Source organism: Pseudomonas cremoricolorata DSM 17059 = NBRC 16634, from assembly GCF_000425745.1.
In the GTDB taxonomy this organism is placed as follows: Bacteria; Pseudomonadota; Gammaproteobacteria; order Pseudomonadales; family Pseudomonadaceae; genus Aquipseudomonas; species Aquipseudomonas cremoricolorata.
In genome coordinates, this window is the sequence record NZ_KE384442.1 from 104585 (window position 1) to 116396 (window position 11812).

The 11812-nt window shown below is 63.7% G+C and carries 13 protein-coding genes; 8 read left to right on the plus strand and 5 right to left on the minus strand.

The window, feature by feature from the left end:
* Position 1 precedes the first annotated feature (1 nt).
* From H618_RS0119345 to H618_RS0119355, 3 genes are read right to left on the minus strand one after another with little or no spacing between them, the layout of a single operon-like run.
* Complete coding sequence (locus tag H618_RS0119345) at positions 2 to 568, minus strand: cob(I)yrinic acid a,c-diamide adenosyltransferase (protein ID WP_028696631.1); 567 nt, start codon at positions 566 to 568, stop codon at positions 2 to 4.
* Between the two features lie 2 nt (positions 569 to 570).
* Positions 571 to 2595 carry a sensor histidine kinase gene (locus H618_RS0119350; RefSeq protein WP_028696632.1) on the minus strand — a complete coding sequence of 675 codons (2025 nt, stop codon included), beginning with the start codon at positions 2593 to 2595 and terminating at the stop codon, positions 571 to 573.
* A 37-nt stretch (positions 2596 to 2632) separates the two neighbouring features.
* The gene (locus H618_RS0119355) at positions 2633 to 3550 is read right to left on the minus strand and encodes a putative 2-dehydropantoate 2-reductase (RefSeq protein WP_028696633.1); all 918 of its coding nucleotides are present in this window, start codon (positions 3548 to 3550) and stop codon (positions 2633 to 2635) included.
* A 122-nt stretch (positions 3551 to 3672) separates the two neighbouring features.
* Here H618_RS0119355 and H618_RS0119360 point away from each other — a divergent pair, with 122 nt between their 5' ends.
* From H618_RS0119360 to H618_RS0119370, 3 genes are all read left to right on the plus strand, one after another.
* The gene (locus tag H618_RS0119360; RefSeq protein ID WP_028696634.1) at positions 3673 to 4158 is read left to right on the plus strand and encodes a YajQ family cyclic di-GMP-binding protein; all 486 of its coding nucleotides are present in this window, start codon (positions 3673 to 3675) and stop codon (positions 4156 to 4158) included.
* A 346-nt stretch (positions 4159 to 4504) separates the two neighbouring features.
* Complete coding sequence (locus H618_RS0119365; protein ID WP_028696635.1) at positions 4505 to 5347, plus strand: mechanosensitive ion channel family protein; 843 nt, start codon at positions 4505 to 4507, stop codon at positions 5345 to 5347.
* Between the two features lie 145 nt (positions 5348 to 5492).
* Positions 5493 to 6737, plus strand: a complete 1245-nt coding sequence (locus H618_RS0119370; protein WP_028696636.1) for an MFS transporter — start codon at positions 5493 to 5495, stop codon at positions 6735 to 6737.
* A gap of 58 nt (positions 6738 to 6795) precedes the next feature.
* Here H618_RS0119370 and H618_RS0119375 read toward each other — a convergent pair whose 3' ends face one another.
* Positions 6796 to 8328 (minus strand): AmpG family muropeptide MFS transporter, encoded by a 1533-nt coding sequence (locus H618_RS0119375; RefSeq protein ID WP_028696637.1) that lies wholly within the window; start codon positions 8326 to 8328, stop codon positions 6796 to 6798.
* 44 nt (positions 8329 to 8372) lie between these two features.
* On the minus strand, positions 8373 to 8726 hold the full coding sequence (locus H618_RS0119380) for an MGMT family protein (RefSeq protein ID WP_028696638.1): 354 nt from the start codon (positions 8724 to 8726) through the stop codon (positions 8373 to 8375).
* A 152-nt stretch (positions 8727 to 8878) separates the two neighbouring features.
* Between H618_RS0119380 and H618_RS0119385 the strand changes: the two genes are divergently transcribed.
* The 5 genes from H618_RS0119385 (at position 8879) to H618_RS0119400 (ending at position 11787) form a co-directional block, all read left to right on the plus strand.
* A complete protein-coding gene (locus H618_RS0119385; RefSeq protein WP_028696639.1) occupies positions 8879 to 9886 on the plus strand; it encodes a DUF481 domain-containing protein in 1008 nt (335 codons plus the stop codon).
* Between the two features lie 91 nt (positions 9887 to 9977).
* Positions 9978 to 10709 carry a HugZ family pyridoxamine 5'-phosphate oxidase gene (locus H618_RS0119390; protein ID WP_028696640.1) on the plus strand — a complete coding sequence of 244 codons (732 nt, stop codon included), beginning with the start codon at positions 9978 to 9980 and terminating at the stop codon, positions 10707 to 10709.
* A gap of 65 nt (positions 10710 to 10774) precedes the next feature.
* Entirely contained in the window at positions 10775 to 11236 is a 462-nt protein-coding gene (locus H618_RS0119395) for an FxsA family protein (protein ID WP_028696641.1), read from the plus strand.
* A gap of 37 nt (positions 11237 to 11273) precedes the next feature.
* On the plus strand, positions 11274 to 11516 hold the full coding sequence (locus tag H618_RS22855) for a hypothetical protein (protein ID WP_154660691.1): 243 nt from the start codon (positions 11274 to 11276) through the stop codon (positions 11514 to 11516).
* Positions 11494 to 11787, plus strand: a complete 294-nt coding sequence (locus H618_RS0119400) for a co-chaperone GroES (RefSeq protein WP_028696642.1) — start codon at positions 11494 to 11496, stop codon at positions 11785 to 11787. Before H618_RS22855 ends, H618_RS0119400 begins: the two co-directional genes overlap by 23 nt.
* Positions 11788 to 11812: the final 25 nt, after the last annotated feature.

The following is an 11812-nucleotide window of genomic DNA, read 5'->3' on the forward strand; positions in this document are numbered from 1 at the left end:
TTCAGGCCGAAGGTCGCACGGCAGCCTGCCACAGCACTTCGCTGACGCCCTGGCGGCGGCCAATGATGCGCGCGGCGACGAACAGCAGGTCGGAGAGCCGATTGATGTAGGCCAGACTCACCGCGCTCAGCGGCTCCAATGCGTTGAGCTGCTGGCAGCGGCGTTCGGCGGTCCGCGCCTGGCTGCGGCAGGCATGGGCCAGGGCGATCAGGTAGGAACCGCTCGGCAGAATGAAGTTCTTCAATGGGCCAAGCTCATCGTTCCAGGTGTCTATGGCCGCTTCCAGGCGCTCGACCTCATGGGCATCGAGCGCCTGATACGTCGGCATCGCCAGCTCGCCACCCAAGTCGAACAAGCGATGCTGGCAGGGCTCCAGCACGTCGCTCACCTCGCTCAAGCCCAGTTCGGCGAGCCCCGCCAGCAGCAGGCCGAGCTGGCTGTTGAGGGTATCGACCTCACCAATGGCTTCGACCCGCGGGTGATCCTTGGGCACCCGGCGGCCATCGCCGAGCCCGGTTTCACCGTGGTCACCGGTGCGCGTATAGATTTTCGACAGGCGATTGCCCATGCTCACGACTCCTTGGCAGACGGCATGGCCGTCGGGTTCAGGGGCAGGCGCAAGGTGAAGCAGGTGCCTTGGCCGGGCGTGGAGTGAACCTCCATCTGCCCCTTGTGATTGTTGGTGATGATGAAATACGACACGGACAGGCCCAGCCCGGTGCCCTGACCGACTTCCTTGGTGGTGAAGAACGGCTCGAAGATGCGCTTGCGCACTTCATCCGGCATGCCGGTGCCGTTGTCTTCCACTTCGATCTCAGCCCACGGCGGGTTGAGTCGGGTGCGCACGATGATGCGCCCTGGGCTGTCCTGCTGCGCGCGCTGGTGCAGCGACTGCGCAGCGTTCTTCAGCAGGTTGAGCAACACTTGCTCAAGTTCGTTGGCGGTGCAGGGGACGAGGTCGAGGTGCGGGTCGAACTCGCGGACGATGGCCTGGCCCTTGAAGTCGAAGCCCACGCTCAGGTCGAAGTCGTTGCCGGCGATGTCGATGGCCTGATCGATCAGGGCCGGCAAGTCGCAGGGCACCAATTGCCGGTTGCTCAGGCGGCTGAAACTGAGCATGTGGGTGACGATCTTAGCTGCCCGCGCACCGGCCTGCTGGATGCCGTCGAGCAACTGCGGCACTTCGCGTTCTTCCAGGTAATGGTTGACCTTGCCCAGGTCGACGCCCAGCGCTTGAGCAGCCTCCTGATTGCGCGGCAGCCCGGTCGAAAGCCGCCTGCGAATGTTCTGCACGTTGTGCAAGATCGCCCCCAGCGGGTTGTTGATCTCGTGGGCCATGCCCGCCGCCAGTCCGCCGACCGAAAGCATTTTTTCCGACTGCACCATCATTTCTTCCAGTGACAGTCGCTGGGTGATGTCGTCGATGCGAATCACCACACCGCGCCCGCTGCCGCCGGTCAGGGGGTAGAAGGTCAGGGCGTAGTGACGCGGGGTTTCGCCGCGCTGCCAGGTCACCCGCTCGATCTTCGCCACGCGATGCTTTTCGACGCTTTCCTTGAGCTGCGGGAGAAACGGCTTGAGCGGTTCGAAGGCGATGAAGATCGGCTGGTTCAGCGCCTCGAACAGTGGCGTGCCGGATAGCGTGGTGGCTTCCTGATTCCACTGGGTGACGTACAGCTCATCGTCGAGGGCGATCAGGGCCGAGGGCATGGAGTCGATGATGCTGTTCAGGTAGTTCTGAAAGCCGGTGAGTTTCTTCTCGATCTTGCTGCGCACCTGCACTTCCAGCTCCAGCTTGCGGTTGGTGTGGCGGGTCTCCTCGGCCAGTCCCTGGGCCTGGTCGAACGCGGTCTGGAACTCGTCGCGGGCGCGCTTGAGCTGCTGCTCGCGGGCCTCGATCCGCGACAGCATGGTGTTGAAGGCGTCGGCCAGACTGCCGATTTCGTCATCGTTGCCGCGCAGCGCGCGCAGCGCATAGCTCTCCTCGCGGGTGACCTGGCGGCTGAGTTCTTCGAGCTGGTTGATCGGCTGGGTGATCAGCCGCTTGATCTGCCGCGCCACCACCAGCCACAGCAGAATGCTGAAGACCAGAATCGCCAGGCTGGCGGTGAGGGTGCCGGTGTAGAAGGCGCTGGGCAATTCACTGCTGGCCACCAGCAGCAGGTGCGCCGGCGGATTGCCGGGGCGCGGCAGGGTGATCAGTTGCGTGCTGCGAAACTCCATCAGCCGCCAGCCGTCGATGTTGCGAAAACGCTTGGGCAGGCTCAGCGCCTCGCCGTGTTGCAATTGCGCGAGCATGCGCCCGTTGCTGCCGTAAACGGCGGCGGCGCGCAGCGGCGAGTAGCTGTTCAAGGCATCGAGCAGTTGCTCGGCGTTCTGCTCGGAGTCGCCGGCGCGGGCGGCCAGGCTCGGATTGGCGACCAGCCGGCCGATGGTCTGCAACGCCTGCGGCGCCATGCTTTCCTGGGTGATCCAGTAGGCGGCGCTGATGAAGGTCAGGTTGGCGACCACCAGGATGGTCACCAGCAGCACCAGCAGGGCGGCGAACAGCTTCTGCCCGACTGGCAGGTTGTCCAGGCGTTGACGCAGCTTCATGGGCAAGAGGGGTCCGTTGTCGAGTTCCAGGGCAGCGTCAGACGCTCGGCAGGCCACGGGCCTGCAAGGTATCGACTAGGCGCTGATGCAACTGTTCCAGGCGCGGCAGCGCCAGCCCATGACGGGCGGCGCTGCGGCAGGCATGACCGAGCAGGTAATGGATTTCGCTGCGCCGCGCCGCGTGCACGTCTTGGTACATCGACGAGTAGTTGGCTGCGGTGGCGAGAATGACCCGCTGCACCTCGGCGGTGAGGTCGTCGGCGGCAGCGGGCTGGCCGCAGCGCTGCAGCAGCAGGGCCAGTTCCTCGCACAGGGCGTCGACTTCATCGAGTCGTGCCAGCAGCCAGCCGTTGGCGCAGTCGTGCAGCACGGTCAGCGGGTTGATCGCGCAGTTGAGCGCCAGCTTGCGCCACAGGCGGGTGAGGATGTCCACGCTCCATTGGGCAGGAATGCCGGCATCGCTCAGTTCATCGAGCCACGGCGGCGGTTCGGGATGCCGAGGGTCGCCCAGCCAGTTGTGGCCGTGACCTGCGAAGCGCACATCGAACGGCGCCTGGCGGAACGCGCCCTCGGTACTGGAGGCGAAGATGCAGCGGGCGGTGGGCGCCTGTTCGGCGACCTCATCCTGGCTGCCCAGACCGTTCTGCAACAGAATCAGCTCGGCATCGGCCGCCAGTCGTGGCGCCAGAGCAGCTACTGCGGGTGCGGCGTCGTAGGCTTTGCAGGCGAGCAACAGACGGTGCACCGGGCCGGCCGCTCGCGCGGTTTCGGCAGGCACTGCGTAGCGTTGGCGCAGGCCCTGTTCTTCCAGGGTCAGCCCTCCGGCTGCCTGGTAGCTGGCCAGTGCCTGTTCGTCGCGCAGAATCAGGCGCACCGCCTTGCCGGCTCGCGCCAGACGACAGGCCCATAAAGTGCCGAGACTACCGGCGCCGAGAATATGCCAGGTGCTGCTCATCTGTGTTTCGCAACCCGTTATAATGGACCCGCATTTTAACCATCGACCCCGCCGCGCTCCATTGCCTCGCCGCTCAGGCCCAGGCGTCACGGAGCGCGCTTTGCATTTATGGAGAGTAACCCATGCCTTCGTTCGACGTGGTATCGGAACTGGACAAGCACGAAGTGCAGAACGCCGTCGACAACGCCATCAAGGAGCTCGACCGCCGCTATGACCTCAAGGGCAAGGGCAGCTTCGAGTTCAAGGAAAAGGACAAGACCGTCGCCCTGACCGCCGAGGCCGAGTTCCAGCTCGAGGCCATGGTCGAGATTCTTCGCCTGGCCCTGGTCAAGCGCAAGATCGACGTCAAGTGCCTGGAAGTGAAGGACGCCTACCCGTCGGGCAAGGAAATGAAGCAGGAAGCGGTGTTCCGCGAGGGCATCGACAAAGACCTGGCGAAGAAGATCGTCGCGCACATCAAGGACGCCAAGCTCAAGGTTCAGGCCGCCATCCAGGGCGAGCAGGTACGCGTGACCGGTAAGAAACGTGACGACCTGCAGGACGCCATCGCGGCGCTGCGCAGCACGGAATTCGACATGCCGCTGCAGTTCAACAACTTCCGCGACTGACCTTAGGGGCTGTTCCCGTTTCATCGCAACCGCGCCGAGGCCTGTTTTTTCGACCTTTGAGTTCAAGACTCGAACGTTTCATACGAAAAAACAGGCACGGCCCTTCGGGTTACGCGCCAAATCGCGCCATCCAGCGTTGAAGGACTTGAAAAGGGAATGACCCTTTCCTGCATCCTTCGCCTCGGCTGGCACGATTTGGCGCGGTAACGCGGTTTGCGCTGAAACGGGAACAGCCCCTAGGCGTCAGGAACCTCCACGGGCCGGGCAATGTCCACCGCATCCGCGGTCGTCGTGACAACACGGCCGGTTTTACTGTGTACATGCCGCCCGGCATCTGGAGATGAACATGGATTTGAACGCTGAAGTCGATCAGCTGGTTCGCCAATCGCAAACCTGGATTCCCTTGATCATGCAGTACGGCAGCCGCGTGCTGCTGGCTGTGCTGACCCTCGCCATTGGCTGGTGGGTGGTCAACCGTGTCACCAATCGGCTTGGCAAACTGGTCGGGCTGCGCAACTCCGATCTGGCGTTGCAGAACTTCATCGCTACCCTGGCCAACATCGTCCTCAAAGTGCTGCTGATGGTCAGCGTGGCGTCGATGATCGGCATCGAAACCACCTCGTTCGTCGCCGCCATCGGTGCCGCCGGCCTGGCCATCGGCCTGGCGCTGCAAGGCAGCCTGGCCAACTTCGCCGGCGGCGTGCTGATTCTGCTGTTCCGTCCGTTCCGCATCGGCGACTGGATCGAGGCCCAGGGCGTCAGCGGCACGGTCGACAGCATCCAGATCTTCCACACCGTACTGCGCACGGGCGACAACAAGACCGTCATCGTGCCCAACGGCGGCCTGTCCAACGGCATCATCACCAACTACAACCGCCAGCCGACCCGGCAGGTGGTGTTCAACGTGGGTGTCGACTATGACGCCGATCTGCAGAAAGCCCGTGGTGTGCTGCTGGAGCTGGCCAAAGACCCGCGTGTGCTGCCCGATCCAGCGCCGGCCGCAGTGGTCTCCGAGCTGGGCGACAGCTCGATCACCGTGTCGTTGCGGGTCTGGGTGAAAACGCCTGACTACTGGAGTCTGATGTTCATGCTCAACGAGCAGGCCCGCGACCGCTTGCGCGCCGAAGGCATCGACATTCCGTTCCCGCAGCGGGTGATTCGCGTGGTACAGGAGCCCGCAGCGCAGTAAAGAACGCTGGCCCGGGTCAAGCTGTGGGAGCGCCGTCTGGTGCTCCCACAGTCGTTTTCAGCCCTCGATTTACACATCCTCACTGCAAATTCTTGCGCGTTGTGGCATACACGCTGCCCCAGACTTCCTTGCCGCCGGCCCGACCATGAAACCATTGCTGTACATCACCCCCGCCCGCGCCTTGGCGTTCGGCCTGACCCTGGCGCTGTTCGAGCTGCTCACGTATCTGGCCAGCGACGCGGTGATGCCGGCCATGCCCACGGTGGTCGCTGAACTCAAGGCCAGCCCCGAGTACATTCCCCATGCCCTGAACCTGTACCTGCTCGGCGGTGTACTGCTGCAATGGCTGATCGGCCCGCTGGCCGACCGTTATGGCCGACGCCCGTTGCTGCTGGTCGGCTGTCTGCTGTTCGCCGCGGCATGCCTGGGCACCTACTGGGCACACGATATCGGCGTGTTCAACCTGCTGCGTCTGCTGCAAGGGGTTGGGCTTGGCTTCGTGGTCACGGTCAGCTATCCGGCACTGAACGAGGCCTTCAGCGAGGCCGATGCGGTGCGCATGATGGCCTTGCTGGCCAACATCGCGCTGCTGTCGCCGCTGCTCGGGCCGTTGCTGGGCACGTTGATGCTGCAGTGGCTCGACTGGCGTTGGCTGTTCGTTGCCTTCGCCGTCGGCGCGGTGCTGACCTGGGGGCTGCTGTATCGGTTGATGCCAGAAACCTTGGGCGTCGAGCGCCGCGATGGCTCGCGCCTGCCGTTCACGCCCATTCACCTGTTGCCGTTGATGGCGGCCTATGGGCAACTGCTGCGCAACCGGCGCTTCGTCGCCGGCAGCGCGGCGCTGGGCCTGGTGGGTCTGCCGCTGATTGGCTGGATCGGCCTGTCGCCGGTGTTGCTGATCCACGATGAAGGCCTGAGCACCCTGGCCTATGCCCTGTGGCAGTTGCCGGTGTTCGCCGGGTTGATCGCCGGCAACCTGATCATCAACCACATTGCCGACCGTTACCCGTTGAACACCTTGCTGCGCGGCGCACTGGCGCCGTATCTGGCCGGGTTGTGCCTGTTGCTGCTGCTGACCTGGGCGCTGCCCACGGTGCCCAGCGTAGTGGCGGGCATGTCGCTGTATGCTCTGGGCCTGGGCATCGCCAACGCGGTGCTGTACCGCGTGACGCTGTACTCCAGCGAGCAGAGCAAGGGCCTGGTCTCGGCGATGCTGGGCATGATCACCATTGCCTTGCTCGGCTTCGGCGGTGCGCTGTTGGCGATGCTCGGAGCCGGCGAGAGCCTGCTGAGCTTTGCCGTGGCGGCCAGTTGCGCCGGTGCGCTGGCGTTGGGCCCGTTGTGGCGAGTGATTGGCGGGCGTTCGGGGCAGGGCGCGCTTACGCCCTGAAGGCCTGTGCGCTGGATGGCAAGACCCTGAAGCTCGATAGGTGCTCTCGATAGGTGCTTCAGGGCTCGTCGACCGGCTCGAGCTTGTTCGGCCTGGACTCCTGGCGCCATTGCAGCGCGATCAGAATCAGCGTCGGCACCCCCAGCAGGGCGGTGATGAGGAAGAAGTTGTGGTAACCGAACTTCTCCACCATCACCCCTGAGTAACCCCCCATCAGCCTTGGCAGCAACAGCATGATCGAGCTGAGCAGCGCGTACTGCGTGGCCGAGAACTTGAGGTTGGTCAGGCTCGACAGGTAAGCGACGAACGCTGAGGTGGCCAGGCCCGAGCTGAAGTTGTCCAGCGAGATGGTGACGATCAGCATCTGCAGGTTCGGGCCCATGTCGGCGAGCATGACGAACAGCAGGTTGGTGGCCGCCGACGCCGCGCCGCCGATGAACAGAATCGGCAAGATGCCGAAGCGCACGATCAGCAGGCCACCGACGCCTGCGCCGACCAAGGTCATGATCAGGCCGAAGATCTTGCTGACGCTGGCGATTTCATCCTTGGTGAAGCCCTGATCGATGTAAAAGACGTTGGCCATCACGCCCATGACCGTGTCGGACATCCGGTACGTGGCGATCAGCCCCAGTAGCAGCAGCGCCTGCCAGCGGTAGCGGTGGATGAAGTCGTTGACCGGCGTGAGCACCGGCGCCAGGCCGCGACGGCCCATCGACGACAGGCACGCCCAGGTCAGCAGGCCGTAGAGCATCAGGCGCAGGAAGGCGCGGTCTTCCATCACCAGGTCGAGCGGCGAGGCAGTGCCGATTACTACGCTTGCCCAGTCGGTGTTGTACATCTGGGTGAAACTGGCCGGTACCGACACCAGCAGAATGATCAGCACGAACACCGAGGCCAGCTGATGACCCAGGCCGTAGCGTGCCGCCGACAGCTGGGTGCGCAGCGGCACGGGGGGCTCACGCATCACCAGGGTGGTGAACAGGGCCGGTAGCATGATCAGGCCGAACAGCACGTAGGTGCCGGTCCAGGCCTTGTGCAGGTAGCTGAAACCGGTAGAGCCGAACCACTCGGCGAAGAACAGCGCGCCCGCGGTGGCCAGCAGCGCCGCGACCCGGTAGCCGGCCATGTAGCTGGCGGCCAGGGCAGCTTGGCGCTGGTCGTCGGCGATTTCCAGGCGATAGGCATCGACGGCGATGTCCTGGGTGGCCGAGGCGAAGGCCACCAGTACCGCCAGGGCGATCAGCCACGACAAATGCTGTTGCGGGTCGCACAGGCCCATGCCGATCAGCCCGATCACCACCAGCACCTGCGACAGCAACAGCCACGAACGACGCCGGCCCATGCCGCCGAGCAGCGGCAGACGCCATTGGTCGAGCAGCGGCGACCATACCCATTTGAAGGCATAGGCCAGGCCGATCAGGCTGGCGTACCCGATGGTTTCACGGGCCACGCCCGCTTCACGCAACCACACCGAAAGGGTCGAGAACACCAGCATGTAAGGCAGGCCGGCGGCGAAACCGAGCAGCAGAAGTACCAATGTCGATGGACTGGCATAGGCAGCGAGCGCAGCGCGCCAGGTTTTACGGGACATGGGCCAAGATCTGCCTCAAGGTTGCGGAAAACAAAACGCGCACTCTAACTGGTGTGATCCATAGGGCGCCAGCCATGGCGCGCCATATCCACACGATCATGGGTAATATTCACCCCTTCGGCGCGCAGCCGCGCGCGTTGCTCTTCACCGCCCGGCGTACCGACGGGCAGGCTCAGGCGGCCGTTGGCGCCGAGCACCCGGTGCCAGGGCAGGCGAGTGTCGTCGGGTAGCTGGCCAAGCGTGCGGCCCACCCAGCGCGCGGCGCGGCCTAGGCCGGCCAGTTGCGCCAGTTGCCCGTAGCTGACCACCTTGCCAGGCGGCACGCTGCCGAGCACCGAATACAATGCCGTTCGTCGGGCTTCGACGCTGTCCGGCGCGGGGAGCGAATCACTGAACATCAAGGCTTTCCGGGGCAAACGCGGGATTAATGCCAAAGGCATGGGTGAATGCGAATGCAAATCGACGACCCAGGCCCCGACCTGTTCTTGCTCTGCTCGTGGGTATCGGGATAATACCGACGTTTTCACCTTCCGAGCCCAGTAGTCCGCTTATGTATTCAAGAGCCTTGTTGTCTCTCGTAGTCGCCTCACTGTCTGCCCCTGTGCTGGCCGATACCGTCTGGATGAAGAACGGTGACCGCCTGACCGGCACCATCAAGGTCTTCGATGGCGGCAAGCTGCTGCTCGAGACCAAGTATGGCGGCTCGATCGCCCTGGACTGGAAACAGGTCAAGACCCTGGAAAGCGATCAGCAGTTGCTGGTCAAGCAGGACGCCTACACCGGCGAGCACGCCAAGTCGCTGCAGCCGGCCGAGGACGGCAAGGTGATCCTGGCCAATGGCGAGGCGCCCAAGACCGTCGAGCTGGCCAGCATCGAACAGATCCTCAAGCCCAAGCCTGTGGTCGAGGACCTGGTGTGGAAGGGCCGTATCGACGCGGCGCTGGACTACAAGCGCGCCGAGAAAGACACCGACAACTACGACATCGGCTTCAAGACCACCGCGCGCCATGGCCGCTGGCGGCACACCGCCGAGGGCGAGTACAACCGCGACACGCAGAACGATGTGACCACCAACGACAACTGGAGCGCCGAGTATGCCCTCGACCGCTTCATCACCGACAAGTGGTTCTGGCAGGGACGGTTCGACTACAAGCGCGACCACATCGAGGACCTGCAACGCCAGCGTACCGTGGGTACCGGCCCGGGCTACCAGTTCTGGGATGACGAGCTCGGCGCGTTCTCCCTCGGCAGCCTGCTCAACCGTACCGACTATCAATATCGCGACGGCGGCAAGGACGACTTCTACTCGGTGGCCGTGAAGTGGGACTACAACCGCTACCTGATCGGCAAGCGCTTCGAGTTCTTCACCAACGGCGAGCTGGGCAAGCCGCTGGGTTCAGTGGCCGACTACTCGCTCGATGCCGAACTGGGCCTGCGCTACAAGCTGACCGACTGGGCCTCGCTGAACGTCAAGGCCGAGAAGAACGTCATCAGCGGCACGCAGGACAGCGACCTCGACAAGACCCGCTACACCGCAGGCTTCGGCGTCAGCTGGTAAGTGCCACGGGCCGCGTGGCGGCCCGGTTGGCTCCGGCGCGGATAAATGACTATGGTGTGCGCCAGTCACTTGCCTGTCAGGAGCCTTCGTCGTGAGTACCAAAGCCCTTCGTCCCGCCCGCGAGCTGCTGCTCAAGGAGTACCGGGGCGTGCTCTCCACGCTGTCCAAGTCCATGCCCGGCTATCCGTTCGGCTCGGTCGTGCCGTACTGCCTGGATGCCCACGGGCAGCCGCTGATTCTCATCAGCCGTATCGCCCAGCACACCCATAACCTGCGCCAGGACAACAAGTGCTCGCTGCTGGTCGGAGAGCGCGATGCCGAGGACGTGCAGGCCGTAGGGCGTCTGACCGTGCTGGCACAGGCCCGGCAATTGAGCGATCAGGCCGAGATCACTGCCGCCGCCGAGCGTTATTACCGCTATTTCCCCGAAGCTGGCGGCTACCACCAGGCCCATGATTTCGATTTCTGGGTATTGCAGCCCGTGCGCCACCGTTACATCGGCGGCTTCGGCGCCATTCATTGGCTCGACCAAGTCACCTTGACCAACCCCTTCGCCGGCGACGCCGAAGCCCGCATGATCGAACACATGAATAGCGACCATGCCGCTGCCATCAGCCACTACCTGGCGCTCTGCGGCTTGCCTGAGACGGTGCCTGCGCAACTGGTCGGCCTCGACAGCGAAGGCATGCACTTGCGCCAGGGCCAGATGATCCATTGGTTGCCCTTCGCACGCACTTGCAACACGCCGACACAAGTACGCGAAGCCCTGGTTTTTCTGGCTCGGGCGCAAGCGTGGCCTGAAGTCGAAGGCGCTGCGGGTTGAAATCGGGAGTCGTTGCGCCCATCTAGCAGTCCTAAAGGAAGGTAGTCTTCCGCGAGGATCCCTAGATGCGAGTTTTTTTGCTGCTGCTGCTTGTTTTTCCGGTGCTCGAGCTGTTCGTCTTCGTCAAGGTCGCAGGCGCCATCGGATTCTTCCCGGCCCTGCTGCTGATCATCGCAGGCTCGGCCCTGGGCCTGTTGGTGATGCGCGTGGCCGGCCTGGCGACAGCCCTGCGGGCGCGTGAAAGCCTGCAGCGGGGCGAGTTGCCTGCCGAGGAAATGTTCCAGGGCATGATGCTGGCCATCGGCGGCGGCCTGCTGCTGATTCCAGGCTTTTTGAGCGACATCGTCGGGCTGATCTGCCTGCTGCCGTTCAGTCGTCACTTCGCCGCACGCAAGCTGCGTGCGCGTGCCGAGGCGCAGGCGGTCCGTCAGCGTGCCTTCCGTGATGATCCGGCGGCCGCTCAGCCACGTGAGGGCCTGCAGCGGCCCAATGTGATCGAAGGCGAGTACGAGCGCCGCGATCAGTAACCCGCCACCCCCGCGCCAACGGCCCCTGATGGGGCCGTTGGCATTTACGTTCCCGGGTAATGAAAAAATATTTTGCTACAGCCTTGTAATTGATTCGCAAGGCCTCATCTATGTGACACCGCAAGGTTTCTGGCGCGTTTCGCCAGACATGACACTGATGGCCTGCCAAGGCATGCCATCTCCGGCCACGCCGGAATGCCTCAACCCGCCGGTGTCGACACCGGCCGATGAAAACCACAATTTGGGAGAGATCGACAATGAAGCTTCGTCCTCTGCATGACCGCGTAGTCATCCGTCGCAGCGAAGAAGAATCGAAAACCGCTGGCGGTATCGTCCTGCCGGGTTCGGCTGCTGAAAAGCCTAACCGCGGCGAAATTGTTGCCGTCGGCACCGGTCGCGTTCTGGACAGCGGCGAAGTACGCGCCCTGGCCGTCAAAGTGGGTGACAAAGTGGTCTTCGGCCCTTACTCGGGCAGCAACACTGTGAAAGTCGATGGCGAAGACCTGCTGGTGATGAGCGAGAACGAGATTCTCGCTGTCGTCGAAGGCTGATTTCCCCCGATTTCCGTTACTCCAG